This window comes from Streptomyces sp. NPDC056296 (assembly GCF_042268605.1).
In the GTDB taxonomy this organism is placed as follows: Bacteria; Actinomycetota; Actinomycetes; order Streptomycetales; family Streptomycetaceae; genus Streptomyces.
In genome coordinates, this window is record NZ_JBHJRX010000063.1 from 27,973 (window position 1) to 48,756 (window position 20,784).

The following is a 20,784-nucleotide window of genomic DNA, read 5'->3' on the forward strand; positions in this document are numbered from 1 at the left end:
GCCCCGCTATCCGGTGGGGGCGACGAGGCGGTAGCCGACGCCGCGGACGGTCTCGATGAGCGCCGGCATGCGCAGCTTGGCGCGCAGCGAGGCGACGTGCACCTCCAGCGTGCGCCCGGTCCCCTCCCAGCTGGTGCGCCAGACCTCGCTGATGATCTGCTCCCGGCGGAAGACCACTCCGGGGCGCTGTGCGAGCAGGGCTAGGAGGTCGAACTCCTTGCGGGTGAGTTGGACAACCGAACCGTCCACGGTGACCTGGCGTGTCGGCAGCTCGATACGCACCGGTCCGAGGCGCACCACGGTCTCGGTGCTCCCGGTGGTGTCCTCGTGGGCGGTGCGCCGGCTGACGGCGTGGATCCGGGCGAGCAGCTCTCCGGTGTCGTACGGCTTGACGACGTAGTCGTCGGCGCCGAGGTTGAGGCCGTGGATGCGGGAGCGCACGTCGGAGCGGGCGGTGACCATGATGACCGGGGTGCTGGTGCGCTTGCGGATCTTGCCGCAGACCTCGTAGCCGTCCTGGTCGGGCAGTCCCAGGTCGAGCAGGACGACGCCGAAGCAGTCGAACTCGGGGACGAGCGCCTGGAGGGCCTCCTCGCCGCTGCGCGCGTGGGTGACGTCGAAGCCGTGCCGTGCCAGGATCGCGGACAGAGCGGCGGCCACGTGGTTGTCGTCCTCGACGAGCAGCAGTCTCATCCGGGCTCCCTTCGGTTCATCGGCCGTACGCTCGGCATGGGTAGAAAGACACGTGCACGCGCGCGGGCACCTTGTGCAGTGACGCCGATGGAGGGGGACGGCGTCAAGAGGCTTCCGGTTGCGGCCGCTCGAAGTTATCCGGCCGATATGCGCCCTGCTCACAAGTGCTACGACTCGTATCCGATTGCTACCGGATCGTGATGCTCAGATTCCCCTCAGATGTAGAGACGCAGGTCGATAGGCGTTACTACTGTCCTCCGAAACCGAGGAGGACGGAGCCCGAGAGCGATGACCGAAGTATCGGTGGCCAAGGAAGATGTGGCCGCGACCGGCGAACTGGTCGTCCTGAAGAGTGTCAACAAGCACTTCGGCGCGTTGCACGTGCTCCAGGACATCGACCTGACGATCACCCGCGGCGAGGTTGTCGTGGTCATCGGGCCCTCCGGGTCCGGTAAGTCCACCCTGTGCCGCACCATCAACCGCCTGGAGACCATCGACTCAGGATCGATCGCGATCGACGGCAAGCCCCTGCCCGCGGAGGGCAAGGAGCTCGCCAGGCTGCGCGCCGACGTCGGCATGGTTTTCCAGTCCTTCAATCTCTTCGCGCACAAGACCGTGCTCGAGAACGTCACCCTGGGCCAGGTCAAGGTCCGCAAGGTCGACGCCAAGAAGGCCGAGGAGAAGGCCCGCGCCCTGCTCGACCGCGTCGGCGTGAGCGCCCAGGCGGACAAGTACCCCGCGCAGCTCTCCGGCGGTCAGCAGCAGCGCGTCGCCATCGCGCGGGCGCTGGCCATGGACCCGAAGGTCATGCTCTTCGACGAGCCGACGTCGGCTCTCGACCCCGAGATGATCAACGAGGTGCTGGAGGTCATGAAGCAGCTCGCCCGTGACGGAATGACCATGGTCGTGGTCACGCACGAGATGGGCTTCGCCCGGTCGGCGGCCAACCGCGTGGTGTTCATGGCGGACGGCCGCATCGTCGAAGAGGCCACGCCGGACCAGTTCTTCAGCAACCCGCGCAGCGACCGCGCCAAGGACTTCCTGTCGAAGATCCTGCACCACTGACACGGTGCGGGTCCGACGTCCGTGTCGCCCGCGCTCCAGCCGGCTCGCCTCTCGCATCTGATCGTCTGATCACAGTCAAAGGATGTTCACCATGAAGCTCCGCAAGGTCACCGCCGCCTCGGCCACCGTGTTCGCCCTCGCTCTGACCGCCACCGCGTGCGGCTCCGACGACGGAGACAGCGGCTCCTCGGGTGGCGACGACAAGAAGATCACCATCGGCATCAAGTTCGACCAGCCGGGCCTCGGCCAGAAGACCCCCGACGGCTACGAGGGCTTCGACGTGGACGTCGCCACGTACGTCGCCAAGAAGCTCGGCTACACCGAGGACCAGATCGAGTGGAAGGAGTCGAAGAGCGCCGACCGCGAGACCATGCTGCAGCGCGGTGACGTCGACTTCATCGCGGCCACGTACTCGATCACCCCGAAGCGCGAGGAGAAGGTCGACTTCGCCGGGCCGTACCTGCTCGCCCACCAGGACGTGCTGCTGCGCGCCGACGACGACTCCATCAAGAAGCCGGAGGACCTCAACGGCAAGAAGCTCTGCTCGGTCACCGGCTCGACCTCGGCGCAGAACGTCAACGACAAGCTGGGCCTCAAGGCCGAGCTCCAGAAGTACCCGACGTACTCCGCCTGTCTGAACGGTCTGCAGACCGGCGCCATCGACGCGCTCACCACGGACGACTCGATCCTCGCCGGTTACGCCGCCCAGGAGCAGTTCAAGGGCAAGTTCAAGCTCGGCGGCTTCAAGATGACCAACGAGAACTACGGCATCGGCGTCAAGAAGGGCAGCGACCTCAAGGCCAAGATCAACGATGCCCTTGAGGCCATGGTCTCCGACGGTGCCTGGGAGACGGCCGTGAAGGACAACTTCGGCCCGGCCAACTACAAGAACGAGCCCGCGCCGAAGATCGGCGACGTCAAGAGCTGAAGCCGGGCCTGACAGGGTGCGCCGCCCTCCGGAAGGGGCGGCGCACCGGGGCGGGCATCCCTACACGCGGAAGCGCGGGAGATCGTGTTCGACTTTCTTCAGGATTACGACCTGATGGGAGCCTTCTGGACGACAGTGCAGCTCGCTGTGCTCTCGGCCGTCGGCTCCCTGATCTGGGGCACCATACTGGCCGCCATGCGCGTCGGCCCGGTGCCGTTGATGCGCGGCCTCGGGACCGCGTACGTGAACATCGTGCGGAACATTCCGCTGACCGTCATCATCCTGTTCGCGTCCCTCGGCCTGAACCAGACCCTGGGAGTCAAGCTCGGCGGCAGCGACTTCGAGACGATCAACTTCCGGCTCGCCGTCCTGGGTCTGATCCTCTACACCTCGGCCTTCGTGTGCGAGGCGCTGCGCTCCGGCATCAACACGGTGCCCGTCGGCCAGGCGGAGGCAGCCCGGGCGATTGGGCTCAGCTTCGGCCAGGTGCTTCGTCTCGTAGTCCTGCCGCAGGCGTTCCGTTCCACGGTCGGTCCCCTGGCGAACGTACTGATCGCGCTCATCAAGAACACCACGGTGGCCGCGGCCATCGGTGTCGCCGAAGCGGCGGCACTGATGAAGGACATGATCGAGAACGAGGCACAGCTGCTGCTGATCTCCGCGGTCATCGCGTTCGGCTTCGTGGTTCTGACGCTGCCGACCGGCCTGATTCTCGGCTGGGTGGGCAAGAAGGTGGCGGTGAAGCGATGAGCTCCGTTCTCTACGACGCGCAGGGTCCGCGCGCCAAGCGGCGCAACGTCCTGTTCACGGCCGTCTTCCTGGTCGCCCTCGTGGCCCTGCTGTGGTGGGTCTACCAGGCCCTCGACGAGAAGGGCCAGCTCGACTGGGCGAAGTGGAAGATGTTCTTCACCAGCGGCGAGCCCTGGTCGACGTACATCTGGCCGGGTCTGCAGAACACCCTGAAGGCAGCGGCCCTCGCGATGGTCATCGCCCTGCCGCTCGGTGCCGTGCTGGGCATCGCCCGGCTGTCGGACCACGCGTGGGTGCGGATCCCGGTCGGGATCGTGGTGGAGTTCTTCCGCTCCATCCCCGTACTGGTTCTGATGATCTTCGGCCTCGCCCTGTTCGCCGAGTACACCAACGTCAGCTCGGACGACCGTCCGCTGTACGCGGTTGTCACGGGTCTGGTCCTGTACAACGCCGCCGTCCTCGCGGAGATCGTACGGGCCGGCATCCTGGCGCTGCCCAAGAGCCAGTCGGAAGGCGCGATGGCGATCGGGCTACGCAAGGGCCAGTCCATGCGGCTGATCCTGCTGCCACAGGCGGTCACCGCGATGCTTCCGGCCATCGTCAGCCAGCTCGTCGTGATTCTTAAGGACACCGCTCTCGGCGGCGCGGTCCTGACCTTCCCCGAGCTGCTCGCCTCCGCCAACACGATGAGTGCCTACTACGGCGCCAACATCATCGCGAGCTTCACCGTCATCGCCGTCCTCTTCATCGCGCTCAACTTCTCCCTCACGAGCTTCGCGAGCTGGCTGGAACGCCGACTGCGGCGGGCCAAGAAGTCGAGCGGCGCGGTGCTCAAGGCGGACGACGCCGGAGTGGCGGGGACGTCTGCGACTGGCGGCGGCGGGGCTGCCTGACGCCCAGTCACCTCATATGACCATCAACGGAGGCAGTGGCATGATCGCCACTGCCTCCGTCACTTGACGCAAGCAGCGGCAATAGGTTGCATACGTTCTGTGACCGTGCACCCTGCTCCAACGTCCTGTTCACCCACGTCCCCCGGGACACCGTCACGGGCAGGGGGCGTCGCGCCGTGGACCCGGTGATCATCACCGGAGCGGGGCCCGTCGGGCTCACGCTCGCCCTGGCGCTGGCGCGGCAGGAGGTGCCCTGTGTCGTGCTCGATGAAGGGCCGGGCAAGGACGAACCGCGTCCCGCGCGCACCGTCGTCCTGGGCGAGGACGCCGTCGCCCTCGTCGAGCGGCTGACCGGCACACCGCTGACGGGGCTGGGCTTCCGTTGGGCCGGATGGCGGTCGATGCGGCGCAAGCAGGTGACGCGCGAGGTCGCGTTCGGCGACACCGACCCGGCGCCGCTGCACATCGCCCAGCACGAACTGACCGACGTCCTGCGCACGGCACTCGCCCACGAGTCGCTCGTCAAGGTCGCGGTGGACAGCCGCCTGGACGGCATCGAGCAGGAGACCTCGGGCGTCACGGCTCACACCCGCGGCCCCGGCGGCACCTGGTGGCGCGGCAGTTACCTGGTCGGCTGCGACGGTCCCCGCTCGACCGTCCGCAAGCTCCAGGACATCCGCTTCCCGGGCCGTACGGCGGTGGAACGATACGCCGTCGCCGCACTGCGCACGGAACTCCCCTGGACCGACGAGGCGTTGCTCCACCGGATGCCCCCATGGCGTACGTCCGGTCCGTCGGCCGGCGAAATCGTCGGCCGGCCCCTGCCGGACGGCGTGTGGCGCCTGGACTGGCTGCTGCCTCCCGGCAAGGATCTGGTCACGCCCGAACTGCTGGTCAACCGGGTCCGCGAGACCCTCACCGGCTGGGCCGGCGGGTCGCCCCCGTCCTACGAACTCCTCGACACCGGAGTCCACACGGTCCACCACCGGCTGGCCCGCCGCTGGCGGGTGGGCCGCGTACTCCTCGCCGGGGACGCGGCCCACCTGCTGGGCGCGCTGGGCACACAGGGGCTCGATGAAGGGCTGCTGGACGCCGACAACCTCGCCTGGAAACTGGCCCTGGCCTGGCATCACGGACCGCGTGAGGCGCTGCTCGACAGCTACCAGGAGGAGCGGCGCGCGGCGATCGCCGCGCGGCTGCGCGCCGCCGACCAGGTCCTGCCGCTGCTGCGCGGTGGCGGAGGTCTGCGTTCCTACGTCCCCGGCTCGACCCGCGGCAACGACGCGCTGCTCGCGGACGGCCACCTGCGGCGCGGGGCGCTGGGCGCGCCGGGCTCGTACGCCGACTCGCCGCTCGCGCCCGCGGACCTCGCCGGGGAGGTGTCCGTCGGCACACCGTTCGGGGGGCCCGTCACCGATGTGCGGGTCACGGCGGAGGACGGCACGTTCGTACGGCTGCGCGACCGGCTCGGGCGCGGGGCACTGCTGGTTGTGCTGATCGCGCCGGGTACCGGTGTGTGGGACCGCAAGCACTGGGTGACCGCCGGCATCATGCCCAGGCTGGCGGCTGCGGTGACGGCGCTACCGCATCACGCCGAGCTGCTGGTCGCCGAGAGCTACCCGGGTGCCGCGGCCCACACGGTGCTGCTGGTGCGGCCCGACGGCCACCTCGTCACGGCGCTGAACGGGGTGCGCCCGGCCGATCTGTACGCGGCGGCAGAGACGGCTGTGGGCGGGGCGACGACCACGGCCACAGAGCCCACAGCGGAAGAGGCGGGGGCGGGGGCGGAGGCCGCGGCCGGGTCCCGCTGACGGCCGTCCGGGGGGGGCGCGCCGGCGGCTCGTCGTCGTCGGCCGTCGGCCGTCGGCCGGGCGCTGTCCATATGGTGACTGTGAGTTGACCGGCCCACACCGGCGTGGTCTACTCCGGTTCGTGACCGACACCTGTGTACGCCTGTGGCGGAGGGTCCACATGGACCTCATCCGCTATGCGGGCTGCGTGTGTCACCCGTCCTGCTGAATTCGCATCACTTCTTCGCGCGCGCCGCTCCTGCGTGCCGCCGCGTGCTCCCTCGCGAAACTTCCAGGACGGTACCCGTGTCTGTCTCCTCCCCTGCCTCTGTCTCTCTTGCCTCCGCGGCCACGGCCGCTCCCACTCAGGCCGAACTCCTCGACTTCGTACGCCGTACGGCCGCCGACGCCGAACTGATCGCCTCCCTCCCGCTCGACCCGGAGGGCCGTACCTGGGTCCGGTTGGCCGGACCGGGCGGCAGCGAGGCCTGGCTGATCGGCTGGCCGCCCGGTACGGGCACCGGCTGGCACGATCACGCCGAGTCCGTGGGCGCGTTCATGACCGCCGCGGGTGAGCTCACGGAGAACGCGCTCGCCGCCCGTCTGCCCACCGACGGCTGGAAGACCCTGGAACTCACCGAAGGGGTGGACCGGAAACGCCGACTGCCGACGGGCAAGGGACGCGCGTTCGGCCGGCACCATGTGCACGAGGTGCTCAACGAGTCGCCCGACCGGCACGCGGTCTCCGTGCACGCCTACTACCCGCCGCTGCCGCAGATCCGCCGCTACAGCCGCAACGGGCAGACCCTGCGCCTGGAGCAGGTCGAGCGCCCGGAGGACTGGCAGTGAGCGAGCCGACGGGAATCGACGCCCTGCTGGAGCGTGTGCGCAGCGGTTACCGTCGGATCGCGCCGCGCGCGGCGTACGACGCCGCCGGGGCCGGCACGGCGCTGCTGGTCGACATCCGTTACGCCGCCCTGCGCGAGCGGGACGGTGTGATCCCCGGCGCGCTGGTGATCGAGCGCAACGAACTGGAGTGGCGTCTGGATCCGCAGGGCAGCCACCGTCTCCCCGAGGCCACGAGCCATGACCTGCGCGTCGTCGTGGTGTGCAACGAGGGCTACGCCTCCAGCCTGGCGGCGGAGTCCCTGCACCGCCTGGGCCTGCACCGGGCCACCGATCTGATCGGCGGATTCCAGGCGTGGCGGGCGGCGGGACTGCCGGTGGCCGTTTCGTAGCCCGCGCACCCGTGACAGAGGGTCGGCAAGACCGGAGGGATCGGGCACGACCAGCAGGTCGGCTTCGCCGGTCCGTGCGCCCTCCGGCACTTCGGCCAGACCCGGCGCGACCCGGATCAGAACCCCTGTATTGACCCGGGTCAGAACCCCTCGTCGCCGAGGAACTCCGTGTCCTCGCCCTCCTCCTCCAGCGCCTGGCGGACCACCCGCAGGGCCATGCCCTCGGGGTAGCCCTTGCGGGCCAGCATGCCCGCGAGGCGGCGCAGCCTCTTGTCGCGGTCGAGGCCGCGAGTGGCGCGCAGCTTGCGGGCGACCAGCTCGCGCGCGGTCTCCTCCTCCTGCTCGGAGTCCAGCTGCGAGACCGCCTCGTCGATGAGCGTGGCGTCGACGCCCTTGGTCCGCAGCTCCCTGGCGAGGGCGCGCCGGGCCAGCCCGCGGCCGTGGTGCCGGGACTCCACCCAGGCTTCCGCGAAGGCGCTGTCGTTGATCAGGCCGACCTCCTCGAACCTGGACAGCACCTCCTCGGCGGCCTCGTCGGGGATCTCCCGCTTACGCAGGGCGTCGGCGAGTTGCTTGCGGGTGCGCGGGGTCCCGGTGAGCAGGCGCAGGCAGATCGCCCGTGCCTGCTCGACCGGGTCCCGCGGAGGCTCCCCCTTCTCGGCCCTCGACGAGGAAGTGGCACCTCCGTCCTCGGCGGGCGACTCCGCACGCTCGCGACGCCGCCCGCGCCCGCTGCCCGCCCCACGGCCCCGTCGGGCTCTGCCACGCGCGCCGCCGTCACCGCGGCGTGCCCCGCCGTCACCGGGAGAACCGGCGTCGTACGGGCCCTCGGCGCCGTACGGCGCGAAGGGGTCGGCCGTGCCGTCGGTGACGGCGGACGGGTCCGTCTCGTACGGGACCGCAGCCGCCCCGTACGCGCCGTCGTCCATGCCGACGGAGCCGTCGTCACCCGGTCTCCCCCGCTCGCGCTCCCGCGAGGCGTTGTCCGGGTAGGCGTACTCGGCCCAGTCGGTTCGTCGTGTCACGGTCAGCTCTTGGCTGCCGCGGCCTTGGACTTGGTGGCCTTGGCGGTCGCGGGGGCGGGCACCGCCGGTGCCGCGTCGGCCGGGGCGGCGGAGGCGGCTGCGTCCGCGCCCGGCTCGGTGGCCGGCTCCTCGGGACGTACGCCGACGCCCAGCTTCTCCTTGATCTTCTTCTCGATCTCGTTGGCCAGGTCGGGGTTGTCCTTCAGGAAGTTGCGCGCGTTCTCCTTGCCCTGGCCGAGCTGGTCGCCCTCGTACGTGTACCAGGCGCCGGCCTTGCGGACGAAGCCGTGCTCCACGCCCATGTCGATCAGGCCGCCCTCGCGGCTGATGCCCTGGCCGTAGAGGATGTCGAACTCGGCCTGCTTGAAGGGCGGCGCGACCTTGTTCTTGACGACCTTGACGCGGGTGCGGTTACCGACCGCGTCGGTGCCGTCCTTCAGCGTCTCGATGCGTCGGATGTCGAGTCGCACCGAGGCGTAGAACTTCAGCGCCCGGCCACCGGTCGTGGTTTCCGGAGAGCCGAACATCACGCCGATCTTCTCGCGGAGCTGGTTGATGAAGATCGCGGTGGTCTTGGACTGGTTGAGCGCGCTGGTGATCTTCCGCAGGGCCTGGCTCATCAGGCGGGCCTGCAGACCGACGTGGCTGTCGCCCATCTCGCCCTCGATCTCCGCGCGCGGCACGAGCGCCGCGACCGAGTCGATGACGATGAGGTCGAGGGCGCCGGAGCGGACCAGCATGTCCACGATCTCCAGGGCCTGCTCACCGTTGTCCGGCTGGGACAGGATCAGGTTGTCGATGTCGACGCCGAGCTTCTGCGCGTACTCGGGGTCGAGGGCGTGCTCCGCGTCCACGAACGCGACCTGGCCGCCGGCCTTCTGTGCGTTCGCCACCGCGTGCAGGGTCAGGGTCGTCTTGCCCGAGGACTCGGGGCCGTAGACCTCGATGACGCGGCCGCGCGGCAGGCCGCCGACGCCGAGGGCCACGTCGAGCGCGGTCGACCCGGTCGGGATGACCTCGATGGGCTCCTTCGATCGGTCGCCCATGCGCATGACCGCGCCCTTGCCGAACTGCCGTTCAATCTGTGCGAGCGCGGCGTCCAGGGCCTTCTCGCGGTCGGTTCCTGCCATGGGTTCCACCCGGTTTGCTTGATTCGATCGCTTCACGTCAAAGACGCTAATGCCTGCCACTGACAATCCACCCTGATGCGGGTCCGGCCTGTGGATAACTCGGGCACTTCTCCGCCCAAACCCAGTCGAATCACCCGTCACGAGCCTCGCCAGAGCCTCCATAAGAATGGATGTTCGATTTTGGTGTCAAGCGCACCACGCGGCACCTCCGAGCGTACGTCTGCCGGGCCGGCGGCCGGGTGGCTAGAGTGCGGATGCGACGTGGAGGAGGGGGACATCATGGCCAAGGTCAGCATCAGTCTCGACGCCGAACTGGTGGTGGAAGCGATGGTCCTGGCCGGCATCGGCTCGCCCCAGGACGCCGTCGAGGCGGTGGTGCGGGACTACATCGCCCGCGGCCACCGCACGGAGACCCGCACCGAGTTCAAGGACCGGAACCTGCGGGAGGTCGACGCCAAGCCGCAGGAACCGCAGGGCTGATCCCAGCACCCGCCGCCGTCCGGCGCGGGCAGGCCAGGTCAGGCTTGCCCCGTGCGGAACGTCAGGGCCGTCGGCGCCGCCCGCCTGGCCACACCTGCCCAGGTCCCGGGCACCGTACCGTCCGACCGCTCGCATCGTTCCGCCGTCGGCCCACCGGGCCCGCCGGCATGACGCCGGCGGTGCGCTCCGTGGGCCGCTCTCACGTACTGGGCGGCCTCATCAGGACGAGCCGCCGCCCCCGGCGCCCTCCGCCCCGGGGTGTCCCGGCTCCGGTCGCCGAGCCCACAGTTTCCGCAGACGCGTCGAGCCGCCAGGCCCCGACCGGCGGCTTCGGCGTCCGTGGACGCGCGGATCGTCCGTGACGTCGTAGCGCTTGACGTACGCGCCGAGGAACGCCTGCAGTGTGGCGATCGCCGGGATGGCGATCAGCGCGCCGACGGCGCCGAGCAGGGCGGCGCCCGCGACGACCGAGCCGAAGGCGACCGCCGGGTGGATGTCCACGGTCTTGGACGTCAGCTTGGGCTGCAGGACGTAGTTCTCGAACTGCTGGTAGATCACCACGAAGATCAGTACCCACAGCGCGTACCAGGGGTTGACCGTGAAGGCGATCAGCATGGGCAGGGCGCCCGCGAGATAGGTGCCGATGGTGGGGATGAACTGCGACACCAGGCCCACCCACACGGCGAGCGCGGGAGCGTAGGGCACCTCCAGGATCTCCAGCAGGATGTAGTGCGCTATGCCGGAGACCAGCGCCATCAGACCGCGCGAGTACAGGTAACCGCCGGTCTTGTCCACGGCGATCTCCCACGCGCGCAGGACCTCGGCCTGCCGGGCGGGCGGCAGGACGGAGCAGAGCGCGCGCCGCAGCCGGGGGCCGTCGGCGGCGAAGTAGAACGAGAACAGCAGGACCGTCAGCATCTGGAAGAGGCCACCGAGGACCTGGGCCGACACGTCCAGGACGCCGGTGGCGCTGTTCTGGACGTAGTTGCGCAGCCAGTCGGAGCGGAGCAGGCCCTCCTGGATGTCCACCCGTCTCAGCTCGGTGTGGAAGTGACCGTTGACCCAGTTGATGACGGAGTCGAGGTAGTCCGGGAAGTCCTCGACCATCTTGACGATCTGGCCCGCGAGCATCGAGCCGAGCAGCGTGACGAACCCCGCGGCGGCGATCAGCACGGCGATGAAGACGAGGAAGGTGGCCAGCCCGCGGCGCAAGCCGCGTCCGGCCATCCAGCTCACCGCGGGTTCGATGGCCAGGGCCAGGAAGAAGGCGATGAGGACGTTGATCAACAGGCCGGTGAGCTGGTGGAAGGCCCAGCTGCCCAGCTGGAAGACGGCGATGAGCGCGAGGGCCAGCACCATGGCGCGCGGGAGCCAGCGCGGCATGCGGGCGCCCGGCCCGGCGGGGCCGCCGGGCGGGGGACCGGTGGGCGGCGTCGTACCGGTCGGGGATGCTTGCCGGTTCGCCTGCCCGGTCTCGTCAGTGGGTGCCACGGACCAAGTCTCGCCCACGCAACCGACAGCGGAGTCCCGTCCGGTGATCTTCGTGACCGGTCAACGCTGTTCCCGCGGCACGTTCATGACGGTGCAGACCACCCGCCACACGTCCTTGGCGTCCCATCCGGCGTCCAGCGCCTCGTGCACCGTGCGCCCGCCCAGCTCCGCCATCACGTGATCGCGCGCGAAGGTGTCGGCGTAGCCCGGACCGAAGTGATCCGTCATCCGCTCCCAGAAGACCGTCAACCGCATGACTCCAGTATCCCGCCCCTGAGAGTGGGCCCCACGCCGGGACCACGTGCCGGGAACGCTTTGCGTCATACGGTCTGACCATGGCCGAAATTGGAGCTTCCCCACTCCCCCCGACGCCCCAGACCCGTACGGCGTGCTCCCCGCTCGCGCGCGCGGAGCATTTCGTCTGGCTCACCGCGCGCGTACTGGAGCAGCGCCTCTTCGCGTACCACTTCCGCGGCGGCGACGCCGGCCCGGTGGAGACCGCGCTGGACGCCTACCGCAACGAGGACGGCGGGTACGGCCACGCGCTGGAACCCGATCTGCGCGGCCCCGTCAGCCGGCCGCCGCACACCGCGCACGCCCTGCGCGTCCTGGACGCCGTCGGGCGCTGCGGCGGACAGCGCGTGGAGCGGATGTGCCGCTATCTGACCTCCGTGTCCACTGCGGACGGCGCCCTGCCGACGATCCATCCCAGCCAACACGGGTATCCGACCGCGCCCTTCGTACCGGTCCTGGACGACCCACCCGGCGAACTCCTCGCCACCGGTCCGGTGGTCGGGCTGCTGCACCGCAACGAGGTCTGGCACGCCTGGCTGTTCCGGGCCACGGACTTCTGCTGGCAGGCGGTCGAGTCGCTGGAGACCTCGCACCCGTACGAGGTCGAGGCCGCCGTGGTCTTCCTGGACGCCGCTCCCGACCGTCCGCGCGCGGAGGCGGCGGCCGACCGGTTGGGCCGCCTGGTGCGCGAGCAGCGCCTGGCGGTGCTGAACCCGGACGACCCCGACGCGTACCCGGTCTCCCCCGGCTACGCCCCGCACGAGCACCACTTCCCCCACGACTACGCGCGGCACCCGCACTCCCTCGCGCGCGCGTGGTTCACGGACGACGAGATGGCCCGGTCCCTGCGCGCTCTCTCGGCCGAGCAGGAGGAGGACGGCGGCTGGCCCGTGCGTCGGCGCCGGTGGGCACCCGCCCCCGCCTTGGAGGCGCGCCCCGGGGTGACGATCGAGGCCCTGCGCACACTCCGCGCGTACGGCCACCCGGTCGGCTGACCCGACTGACCCGGCTCGACCGGCTCACCCGACTGTCCCGGCTCACCCGCCCATGGCACGTACGCCCGCGGTCACCACCACTGCCGCAGCGACGACGAGCAGGAAGGGCGCGCGCAGCACCAGTGCCACGGCGGCTGCGGCGACTCCCGCCGCCCGCGCGTCCAGCACGAGCACCTGCCCGTCGGCGAAGGTCTGCTGGGCGGTGAGCGCGGCGAGGAGGGCGACGGGCAGCAGGGCGGCGAGCCGCCGGACGAGGGGCCGCTCCAGGGCGCCCGCGGGCACCAGCAGCCCGAGGAGTTTGACGGCGTAGCAGCCGACGGCGGTCACGCCGATCGCGATCCAGACGCTCAACGCTCTCCCTCCCGCGCGGAGTCCTCTACAGCGCCGCTTCCGCGACGACCCCGCGCCCACAGGACGGCCGGTGCCGCCAGGGCGGCCACCAGGACGGGCACACCGGCGGGCAGCACGGGCAGCAGGCCGAGTCCCAGGAGGACGGCCAAGGCGGCGACCGCGCGCTCGGTGGCGGTCTTCAGCATCGGCGCGAGCAACGCCAGGAAGACCGCGGGGCCGGCGGCGTCGAGCCCCCAGGCGTCGGTGTCCCCGATCGCCTCCGCGCCCAGCGCGCCGAGCAGCGTGGTGAGGTTCCACAGCAGGTACAGGGTGAGTCCGGTGACGGTGAACCCGATCCGGACGCTGCGCCGCGTGGGCTGTGCGAGGGCCACGGCCGTCGTCTCGTCGATGACCCACTGCGCGGCGAACGGGCGCACCGCGCGCGGAAGGGCCAGCAACTGCGACAGCCGCAGCCCGTAGAAGGCGTTGCGCACGCCCAGGAAGAAGGCCCCCGCCGCGGCGGTGAGCGGGTTGCCGCCGGCCGCGAGCGCCCCCACGAGCGCGAACTGGGACGCTCCGGTGAACACCAGGAGGCTGAGCGCGCATGTCTGCATCAGTGTCAGTCCGCTGCCGGCCGAGGTCACCCCGAAGGCGAACCCGGACAGTCCGACGGCGACTCCGACCCCGAGGGCGTCCCGTACGACGGCGGCGTCCGGCTTGTCTTCGACGACGCCCGTGTCGGGAACAGCTGTCTGTTCTGTCACGCCTCGGACGGTAGGAGAAGCCGCCGCCGCGCGTCTTGTACGTTCTTGCGCTCCCGCTGGTAGGCGCCGGGCGGCACGCCCACGATCCGCGCGAAGTGCCGGTTCAGGTGCGGCTGGTCGGTGAACCCCACGGCGACGGCGGCCTCGGACGGCCTCGTGCCGGCGTCCAGCAGCCGCCGGGCCCGGCGCACCCGGGCGTCCGTCAGCCAGGTGTGGGGCGGCATTCCGTAGGCGTCCCGGAAGGCGCGCAGCAGCGCGAACGGACTGCTCCCGAGCTCCCCGGCGAGCCTTTCCAGACTCGGCGGGTCGGCCATCTGCTCCTCCAGCACGCCACGCGCGCGTGCCGCGATGCCGGCCCCTGCCGTCCGTACCGCCCGGCGCGGCAGCGGCCCGCCGTTCAGCCGCAGCAACCGGGTCACGGCCACCCGCAGCAGGGTGTCGGCGGCGAGCGCGTTCCCCTCGTCGGCGGCCCGCAGCACGCGGTGCACCAGCTCGACGGCGTACGGATCGTCGAGCACCGGCCGGACGAACCCAGGCGTCCCGCGCAGCGTGGTCGTCTCCGCCGCGATCCCGGCCACGAGTTCGGGCGCCGGGTAGACAGCCCCGTAGCGCCATCCCTCCGGCACTCCGGCCCGCCCCGTGTGCGGGGTGTCGGGGTTGACCAGGGCGAGTGCTCCCGCCCCGGCGTACTGATCGCTTCCGCCGTGGTGGAAGACCTCCACTCCGTCGGCGATGGCGGCGATGACGAAGTGCTCGTGGGTGTGGCGTACGAAGGTCTTCCGTATGTACTGGGCCCGCAGCAGATCGACGTCGGGCAGCTCCGCGTACCGCCAGTGCCGTGCCCGCTCGTCCGATGCCGCCATGCCCCCATTCTCCGTCACGGCTTCCAGGTGCCGGCGTCACGCCCGGCATCCGTCCAGCTCAGGCCGATTGTCAGTGCTCGGGTGCACGATGGATCCATGGTCAGCTCCGCACACCGAGCCCTGGACGGCTTCTCCCCCGCGACCCGCGGTTGGTTCACGGGGGCCTTCTCCGCGCCCACCGGCGCCCAGGCGGGCGCGTGGCAGGCCATCTCCGAGGGCTCGGACGTGCTGGTGGTCGCCCCGACCGGCTCCGGCAAGACGCTGGCCGCCTTCCTCGCCGCCCTGGACCAGCTGGCCTCGGCACCCCCGCCCGCCGACCCCAAGAAGCGCTGCCGAGTCCTGTACGTCTCCCCGCTCAAGGCCCTGGCCGTCGACGTCGAGCGCAACCTCCGCAGCCCCCTGACCGGCATCCGCCAGGAATCCGTACGCCTCGGCCTGCCCGAACCCGAGGTCAAGGTCGGCATCCGCTCCGGCGACACCCCGCCCGCCGAGCGCCGTGCCCTGTCCACCCGCCCGCCGGACATCCTGATCACCACCCCGGAGTCCCTGTTCCTGATGCTGACGTCGGCCACGCGCGACGCGCTGACCGGCATCGAGACGGTGATCCTGGACGAGGTGCACGCGGTCGCCGGCACCAAGCGCGGCGCCCATCTCGCGCTCACCCTGGAGCGGCTGGACGAGCTGCTGCCGAAGCCGGCCCGTCGCATCGGCCTGTCGGCGACGGTCCGTCCGGTGGACGAGGTCGCCCGGTTCCTCGCACCGCGCGGCAAGGTGGAGATCGTCCAGCCGGACTCGGGCAAGGAGTTCGACCTGTCCGTCGTCGTCCCGGTCGAGGACCTGGGCGAGCTGGGCGGTTCCCCGGTCGCGGACGGCAATGAAGGCGCGGAGCGTCCGTCGATCTGGCCGCACGTGGAGGAGCGGATCACCGACCTCGTCCAGTCGCACCGCTCCACGATCGTCTTCGCCAACTCCCGGCGCCTGGCCGAGCGCCTGTGCAACAGGCTCAACGAGATCGCGTACGAACGGGCGACCGGTGAGCCCCTGGACGAGCACCACTCCCCCGCCGAACTCATGGGCGGCTCGGGAGCCGCCCAGGGCGCCCCCGCGGTGATCGCCCGCGCCCACCACGGCTCGGTCTCCAAGGAGCAGCGCGCCCTCGTCGAGGAGGACCTCAAGGCGGGCCGCCTGCCCGCCGTGGTGGCCACCTCCAGTCTGGAGCTGGGTATCGACATGGGCGCCGTCGACCTGGTCGTCCAGGTCGAGTCACCGCCCTCCGTCGCCTCCGGTCTCCAGCGCGTCGGCCGCGCGGGGCACCAGGTCGGCGCGGTCTCCACGGGCGTGGTCTTCCCCAAGTACCGCGGCGATCTGGTCCAGGCGGCCGTGGTCACCGAGCGGATGCGCAGCGGCGCCATCGAGGCCCTCAGGGTCCCCGCCAACCCGCTGGACGTCCTGGCCCAGCAGATCGTCGCGATGACCGCGCTGGACACCTGGCAGGTCGACGACCTGCTCGCCACCGTCCGCCGCGCCGCCCCGTTCGCCTCGCTCCCGGAGTCGGCCTTCACGGCCGTCCTGGACATGCTCGCGGGCCGCTATCCGTCCGACGCCTTCGCCGAGCTGCGCCCACGCGTGGTGTGGGACCGGGTCGCCGGGACGGTCACCGGCCGTCCGGGCGCGCAGCGCCTCGCCGTCACCTCGGGCGGCACGATCCCCGATCGCGGCCTCTTCGGGGTCTTCCTCGCCGGGGCCGACCCGAAGAAGGGTGGCGGCCGGGTCGGCGAGCTGGACGAGGAGATGGTCTACGAATCCCGCGTCGGGGACGTCTTCACGCTCGGCACCAGTTCCTGGCGCATCGAGGACATCACGCGCGACAGGGTCCTGGTCTCCCCCGCCCCGGGCGTGCCGGGCAGGCTGCCCTTCTGGAAGGGCGACCAGCTGGGCCGCCCCCTCGAACTGGGCCGCGCGCTGGGCGCGTTCCTGCGCGAGGTCGGTTCCCTCCCCAAGGAGGACGCCCGGCTCCGCCTGGTCACCGCGGGACTGGACGCCTGGGCCGCGGACAACGTGCTGGCGTACCTCGACGAGCAGCGCGAGGCCTGCGGCCACGTCCCCGACGACCGCACCATCGTCGTCGAGCGCTTCCGCGACGAGCTGGGCGACTGGCGGGTCGTGGTCCACTCGCCCTTCGGCGCCCAGGTCCACGCCCCCTGGGCGCTCGCGCTCGGCGCCCGCCTGTCCGAGCGGTACGGCATGGACGCCCAGGCCATGCACGCCGACGACGGCATCGTGCTGCGCCTGCCGGACGCCGACCTGATGGGCCTGGACCTGCTCGACCAGGAACCGTCGAAGCCAGGGCTGGAGTACGACGCCGAGCAGGCGCCCGTGGGCGCGGCCGACGTCGTCTTCGACAAGGGCGAGGTCGACCGGGTCGTCACCGACCAGGTGGGCGGCTCGGCACTGTTCGCGTCCCGCTTCCGCGAGTGCGCCGCCCGCGCGCTGCTGCTGCCGCGGCGCAGCCCCGGCAAGCGCACCCCGCTGTGGCAGCAGCGCCAGCGCGCCGCGCAGCTGCTCGAGGTGGCGAGCGAGTACGGCTCGTTCCCGATCGTCCTGGAGGCGGTCCGCGAGTGCCTCCAGGACGTCTTCGACGTGCCCGGGCTGGCCGAGCTGATGGGCGACCTGGAGTCCCGCAAGGTGCGCCTGGTCGAGGTCACCACCCCCGAGCCGTCCCCCTTCGCCCGCTCCCTGCTCTTCGGATACGTCGCCCAGTTCCTCTACGAGGGCGACTCGCCGCTCGCCGAGCGCCGTGCCGCCGCCCTTTCCCTGGACTCCCGGCTGCTGGCCGAGCTGCTCGGCCAGGCGGAACTGCGCGAGCTGCTCGACGCGGAGGTGCTCACCGAGCTGGAGCGCGAGCTCCAGTGGCTCACCGAGGACCGCCGCGTCAAGGACCCGGAGGGCGTCGCGGACCTGCTGCGGCTGCTCGGTCCACTCACGGACGCCGAGCTGGCCGAGCGGGGCGCCGAGCCGCAGTGGGCCCAGGAGCTGGCCGCCGCCCGCCGCGCGATCAGGGTGCGCGTCGCCGGCGGCGACCACTGGGCGGCGATCGAGGACGCGGGCCGGCTGCGCGACGCGCTGGGCACGGCGTTGCCCGTGGGCGTGCCCGAGGCCTTCACCGAGCCGGTCAAGGACCCGCTCGGCGACCTCCTCGCCCGCCACGCCCGCACCCACGGCCCCTTCACGTCGGTCACCGCGGCGGCCCGCTTCGGCCTGGGCGTGGCGGTCACCGAGGGCGCACTGCAGCGGCTCGCCGCGGCGGGCCGGGTCGTGCAGGGCGAGTTCCATCCGGCCGGCATCGGCCAGGAGTGGTGCGACGCGACCGTCCTGCGCAGGCTGCGCCGCCGTTCCCTGGCCGCACTGCGGCACGAGCTGGAACCGGTGCCACCGGCCGCGCTCGGTCAGTTCCTCCCCCAGTGGCAGCACATCGGCAAGGGGCACGCGCTGCGCGGCCTCGACGGACTGGTCCGCGCCGTCGAGCAGTTGCAGGGCGCCTCCGTGCCCGCCTCCGCCCTGGAGAAGCTCGTCCTGCCCTCCCGGGTGGCGAACTACAACCCGGCCATGCTGGACGAGCTCACGGCCGCCGGTGAGGTGGTGTGGGCGGGAGCGGGTTCGCTCCCTGGGAAGGACGGCTGGGTCTCCCTCTATCTGGCGGACGCGGCCCCGCTGCTCCTGCCGCCCCCGCATCCCTTGGAGACGACCGCCCTTCACGAGTCCGTCCTGAACACCCTCTCGGGCGGGTACGGCCTGTTCTTCCGGCAGATCGCCGATCAGGTCCGCGCCACCACCCACCCGGACGCCACCGATCCGCAGCTGGCCGACGCCCTGTGGGACCTGGCCTGGTCCGGACGCCTGACGAACGACACACTCGCCCCCCTGCGCTCTCTGCTGGGCTCCGGCCGCACCGCGGGCTCCACGGCCCACCGCGCCAAGCGCGCGATGCCACGCGGGCGCTATGGCTCGCTGACGGCCGCCGCCCGCCCCGCGTCCCGCACCGGCCCGCCGACCGTCGCGGGCCGCTGGTCCCTGCTCCCGGTCCGCGAGGCCGACGCCACGGTGCGCGCCCACGCCCTGGCCCGCACGCTCCTGGACCGGCACGGCGTGGTGACCCGCGGCGCCGTCGCCGCCGAGGGCGTCGAAGGCGGCTTCTCCGCCGTGTACCGCATTCTTGCCGCGTTCGAGGAGAGCGGGCAGGCCCGGCGCGGCTATGTCGTGGAGGGGCTGGGCGCGGCGCAGTTCGCCATGGAGGGTGCCGTGGACCGGTTGCGCGCGGTCTCGAACGCCCGGGAGCGTGGCGAGGGTCCGCCCGGGCGGCCGGACTTCACCGGAGGCGGCCTCGAGACCCACGTCTCACCCGACGGCTCCGACAGTCCGGGTGCCCCGGTCTTCGGCGGCTCTCCCTACGACGACTTCCCGTCCGACGGTTACGGGGACATCGACGCCCCGGACCGACCCGGCGACGCCTTCGCGGCCCCTCCGCGGCTTCCGTCCTCCCGGGGTGACTACGTCTCCCCCCGCGACTACGCCGAACCGGGCGCCGGCGGTCCGCGCGGAGGCGGCGCGCACGGAGGCTTCGGTGGCCCGCGCGGTTCGTACGACACCGGGTTTCCGGGCCGTCGCGGCCGCCCCTCCGCCGGTCCGCGGGCCGTCGTGCTGGCCGCCGCCGATCCGGCCAACGCCTACGGCGCGGCCCTCGGCTGGCCCGAAGCGCCGGCCGGTGCCACGCACAAGCCGGGACGCAAGGCGGGCTCCCTGGTGGTACTCGTCGAGGGCGAACCGGCCCTCTACATGGAGCGCGGCGGCAAGACGCTCCTGCTCTGGCCCTCCGCCCCGGACAGTCCGCCCACGGACGACCCCCGTCTGCGAGCGGCCGCGGAGGCGCTCGCCTCGGCCGCTCGCGCCGGTTCCCTCGGCACGGTCACGGTGGAGCGGGTGAACGGCGCGGCGGCCCTGACGTCCCCCTTCGGCCCGCTCCTGGAGGAAGCCGGGTTCATCGCCACGCCGCGCGGCCTGCGCATCAGAGCCTGAGCCTGTCACCCTTGTCCCATGCCCGAAGGAGACACGGTCTGGCAGGCCGCACGACGGCTGCACGAGGCCCTCGCGGGCAAGGTGCTGACCCGCAGCGACTTCCGCGTGCCCCGGTACGCCACGGCCGATCTCACCGGCCGTACGGTCCTGGACGTCACCCCGCGCGGCAAGCACCTGCTCACCCGGGTCGAGGGCGGCCTGACGGTGCACTCGCACCTGCGGATGGACGGCTCCTGGAAGGTGTTCGCGGCCGGTCAGCGCTGGAGCGGCGGCCCGGCGCACCAGATCAGGGTGATCCTCGGCACGGCCGACCGCACGGCCGTCGGCTATCGCCTGCCGGTGCTGGAGCTCCTCCGCACCGCCGACGAAGAGCGCGCCGTCGGTCATCTCGGCCCGGACCTGCTGGGCCCGGACTGGGACCCCGAGCGGGCCCTGGCCAACCTGCGCGCGGACCCCGCCCGCCCGCTCGGCGAGGCCCTGCTCGACCAGCGCAATCTCGCCGGTGTCGGCAACGTCTACAAGTGCGAGCTCTGCTTCCTGCTCGGCGTCACTCCCTGGCTCCCCGTCGGGGACCTGCCCGCCGCACACGCCGTGAAGTTGCCCGAGCTCGCGAAGAAGCTCCTGGAGGCCAACCGGGTCCGCCCGGTCCGTCGTACGACGGGTCTGCGCGGCCATGACCGCGGCCATGACCTGTTCGTGTACGGCCGTGCGCCCCGCCCCTGCCTGCGCTGCGGCACGTCCGTCCGCGTGGCGGACCAGGGCGACGGCTCCCGGGAGCGCCCCACGTACTGGTGCCCGACCTGCCAGCCCGGCCCTGCGCCGCGCCCACGCGGGCGTACCGAGGCCGGGGCGCGGGGGGGGGGGGGGGGGCGGCGGGGAGGCAACCCCACCCCGGGCGGCGGGGCGTGCCGTCCGCGGTGGAAGACGGTCACCTCCCAGCCGCGTCCGAGCGCCGCCTCCACCACGGCCCGCCCCACGAACT

General features: G+C 71.8%; 19 protein-coding genes and 1 pseudogene. 12 read left to right on the forward strand and 8 right to left on the reverse strand.

What is annotated here, in order from left to right; genetic code table 11:
• Positions 1-6 precede the first annotated feature (6 nt).
• On the reverse strand, positions 7-693 hold the full coding sequence (locus ACFCZF_RS34150; RefSeq protein ID WP_376674941.1) for a response regulator transcription factor: 687 nt from the start codon (positions 691-693) through the stop codon (positions 7-9).
• Between the two features lie 288 nt (positions 694-981).
• Between ACFCZF_RS34150 and ACFCZF_RS34155 the strand changes: the two genes are divergently transcribed.
• The 8 genes from ACFCZF_RS34155 (at position 982) to ACFCZF_RS34190 (ending at position 7,357) form a co-directional block, all read left to right on the forward strand.
• Positions 982-1,758 (forward strand): amino acid ABC transporter ATP-binding protein, encoded by a 777-nt coding sequence (locus ACFCZF_RS34155; RefSeq protein ID WP_310870878.1) that lies wholly within the window; start codon positions 982-984, stop codon positions 1,756-1,758.
• A 91-nt stretch (positions 1,759-1,849) separates the two neighbouring features.
• Positions 1,850-2,686, forward strand: coding sequence for a glutamate ABC transporter substrate-binding protein (locus ACFCZF_RS34160; RefSeq protein WP_375915770.1), 837 nt, complete (start codon positions 1,850-1,852; stop codon positions 2,684-2,686).
• 84 nt (positions 2,687-2,770) lie between these two features.
• Positions 2,771-3,436 carry an amino acid ABC transporter permease gene (locus ACFCZF_RS34165; RefSeq protein ID WP_375915772.1) on the forward strand — a complete coding sequence of 222 codons (666 nt, stop codon included), beginning with the start codon at positions 2,771-2,773 and terminating at the stop codon, positions 3,434-3,436.
• Positions 3,433-4,329: an amino acid ABC transporter permease gene (locus ACFCZF_RS34170; RefSeq protein ID WP_376674942.1), complete on the forward strand. Its 897-nt coding sequence runs from the start codon at positions 3,433-3,435 to the stop codon at positions 4,327-4,329. Before ACFCZF_RS34165 ends, ACFCZF_RS34170 begins: the two co-directional genes overlap by 4 nt.
• Positions 4,330-4,505: 176 nt before the next feature.
• Positions 4,506-6,140, forward strand: coding sequence for an FAD-dependent monooxygenase (locus ACFCZF_RS34175; protein ID WP_376674943.1), 1,635 nt, complete (start codon positions 4,506-4,508; stop codon positions 6,138-6,140).
• Between the two features lie 160 nt (positions 6,141-6,300).
• Positions 6,301-6,348, forward strand: a complete 48-nt coding sequence (locus tag ACFCZF_RS34180) for a hypothetical protein (protein WP_375915856.1) — start codon at positions 6,301-6,303, stop codon at positions 6,346-6,348.
• 77 nt (positions 6,349-6,425) lie between these two features.
• On the forward strand, positions 6,426-6,968 hold the full coding sequence (locus ACFCZF_RS34185) for a cysteine dioxygenase (protein ID WP_376674944.1): 543 nt from the start codon (positions 6,426-6,428) through the stop codon (positions 6,966-6,968).
• On the forward strand, positions 6,965-7,357 hold the full coding sequence (locus tag ACFCZF_RS34190; protein ID WP_376674945.1) for a rhodanese-like domain-containing protein: 393 nt from the start codon (positions 6,965-6,967) through the stop codon (positions 7,355-7,357). Before ACFCZF_RS34185 ends, ACFCZF_RS34190 begins: the two co-directional genes overlap by 4 nt.
• A gap of 140 nt (positions 7,358-7,497) precedes the next feature.
• Here ACFCZF_RS34190 and recX read toward each other — a convergent pair whose 3' ends face one another.
• Both recX and recA read right to left on the reverse strand, forming a co-directional pair.
• Positions 7,498-8,382: a recombination regulator RecX gene (recX, locus tag ACFCZF_RS34195; protein WP_376674946.1), complete on the reverse strand. Its 885-nt coding sequence runs from the start codon at positions 8,380-8,382 to the stop codon at positions 7,498-7,500.
• Between the two features lie 2 nt (positions 8,383-8,384).
• Positions 8,385-9,512: a recombinase RecA gene (gene recA, locus ACFCZF_RS34200; RefSeq protein ID WP_375915790.1), complete on the reverse strand. Its 1,128-nt coding sequence runs from the start codon at positions 9,510-9,512 to the stop codon at positions 8,385-8,387.
• Positions 9,513-9,791: 279 nt separating this feature from the next.
• Here recA and ACFCZF_RS34205 point away from each other — a divergent pair, with 279 nt between their 5' ends.
• A complete protein-coding gene (locus tag ACFCZF_RS34205) occupies positions 9,792-9,992 on the forward strand; it encodes a type II toxin-antitoxin system VapB family antitoxin (protein ID WP_055419896.1) in 201 nt (66 codons plus the stop codon).
• 219 nt (positions 9,993-10,211) lie between these two features.
• On the opposite strand, the gene ACFCZF_RS34210 is transcribed toward ACFCZF_RS34205, so the two are convergent.
• Together ACFCZF_RS34210 and ACFCZF_RS34215 are read right to left on the reverse strand one after the other, a co-directional pair.
• Positions 10,212-11,483, reverse strand: a complete 1,272-nt coding sequence (locus ACFCZF_RS34210) for an AI-2E family transporter (RefSeq protein ID WP_376674947.1) — start codon at positions 11,481-11,483, stop codon at positions 10,212-10,214.
• A gap of 60 nt (positions 11,484-11,543) precedes the next feature.
• Positions 11,544-11,738: a DUF3046 domain-containing protein gene (locus ACFCZF_RS34215; RefSeq protein ID WP_007445009.1), complete on the reverse strand. Its 195-nt coding sequence runs from the start codon at positions 11,736-11,738 to the stop codon at positions 11,544-11,546.
• Positions 11,739-11,818: 80 nt separating this feature from the next.
• Between ACFCZF_RS34215 and ACFCZF_RS34220 the strand changes: the two genes are divergently transcribed.
• A complete protein-coding gene (locus ACFCZF_RS34220; RefSeq protein WP_376674948.1) occupies positions 11,819-12,772 on the forward strand; it encodes a hypothetical protein in 954 nt (317 codons plus the stop codon).
• Between the two features lie 42 nt (positions 12,773-12,814).
• On the opposite strand, the gene ACFCZF_RS34225 is transcribed toward ACFCZF_RS34220, so the two are convergent.
• Genes ACFCZF_RS34225 through ACFCZF_RS34235 form a run of 3 tightly spaced genes read right to left on the reverse strand, consistent with a single transcriptional unit; the run spans position 12,815 to position 14,729 of the window.
• A complete protein-coding gene (locus ACFCZF_RS34225; protein ID WP_376674949.1) occupies positions 12,815-13,123 on the reverse strand; it encodes an AzlD domain-containing protein in 309 nt (102 codons plus the stop codon).
• Entirely contained in the window at positions 13,120-13,866 is a 747-nt protein-coding gene (locus ACFCZF_RS34230; RefSeq protein ID WP_376674950.1) for an AzlC family ABC transporter permease, read from the reverse strand. The genes ACFCZF_RS34225 and ACFCZF_RS34230 overlap by 4 nt, the downstream gene beginning before the upstream one ends.
• Positions 13,863-14,729 (reverse strand): AraC family transcriptional regulator, encoded by an 867-nt coding sequence (locus ACFCZF_RS34235; protein WP_376674951.1) that lies wholly within the window; start codon positions 14,727-14,729, stop codon positions 13,863-13,865. Before ACFCZF_RS34235 ends, ACFCZF_RS34230 begins: the two co-directional genes overlap by 4 nt.
• Positions 14,730-14,825: 96 nt before the next feature.
• Here ACFCZF_RS34235 and ACFCZF_RS34240 point away from each other — a divergent pair, with 96 nt between their 5' ends.
• Together ACFCZF_RS34240 and ACFCZF_RS34245 are read left to right on the forward strand one after the other, a co-directional pair.
• Complete coding sequence (locus ACFCZF_RS34240; protein WP_376674952.1) at positions 14,826-19,802, forward strand: ATP-dependent helicase; 4,977 nt, start codon at positions 14,826-14,828, stop codon at positions 19,800-19,802.
• An 18-nt stretch (positions 19,803-19,820) separates the two neighbouring features.
• A pseudogene (locus tag ACFCZF_RS34245) lies at positions 19,821-20,642 on the forward strand (Fpg/Nei family DNA glycosylase); the annotation flags it as partial.
• Between the last annotated feature and the right edge of the window lie 142 nt (positions 20,643-20,784).

Coding starts and splice junctions, on each gene's coding strand:
- ACFCZF_RS34150 (WP_376674941.1), bottom strand. CDS start 693: ATGAGACTGCTGCTCGTCGAGGACGACAACCACGTGGCCGCCGCTCTG.
- ACFCZF_RS34155 (WP_310870878.1), top strand. CDS start 982: ATGACCGAAGTATCGGTGGCCAAGGAAGATGTGGCCGCGACCGGCGAA.
- ACFCZF_RS34160 (WP_375915770.1), top strand. CDS start 1,850: ATGAAGCTCCGCAAGGTCACCGCCGCCTCGGCCACCGTGTTCGCCCTC.
- ACFCZF_RS34170 (WP_376674942.1), top strand. CDS start 3,433: ATGAGCTCCGTTCTCTACGACGCGCAGGGTCCGCGCGCCAAGCGGCGC.
- recA (WP_375915790.1), bottom strand. CDS start 9,512: ATGGCAGGAACCGACCGCGAGAAGGCCCTGGACGCCGCGCTCGCACAG.
- ACFCZF_RS34205 (WP_055419896.1), top strand. CDS start 9,792: ATGGCCAAGGTCAGCATCAGTCTCGACGCCGAACTGGTGGTGGAAGCG.
- ACFCZF_RS34215 (WP_007445009.1), bottom strand. CDS start 11,738: ATGCGGTTGACGGTCTTCTGGGAGCGGATGACGGATCACTTCGGTCCG.
- ACFCZF_RS34220 (WP_376674948.1), top strand. CDS start 11,819: ATGGCCGAAATTGGAGCTTCCCCACTCCCCCCGACGCCCCAGACCCGT.
- ACFCZF_RS34235 (WP_376674951.1), bottom strand. CDS start 14,729: ATGGCGGCATCGGACGAGCGGGCACGGCACTGGCGGTACGCGGAGCTG.
- ACFCZF_RS34240 (WP_376674952.1), top strand. CDS start 14,826: ATGGTCAGCTCCGCACACCGAGCCCTGGACGGCTTCTCCCCCGCGACC.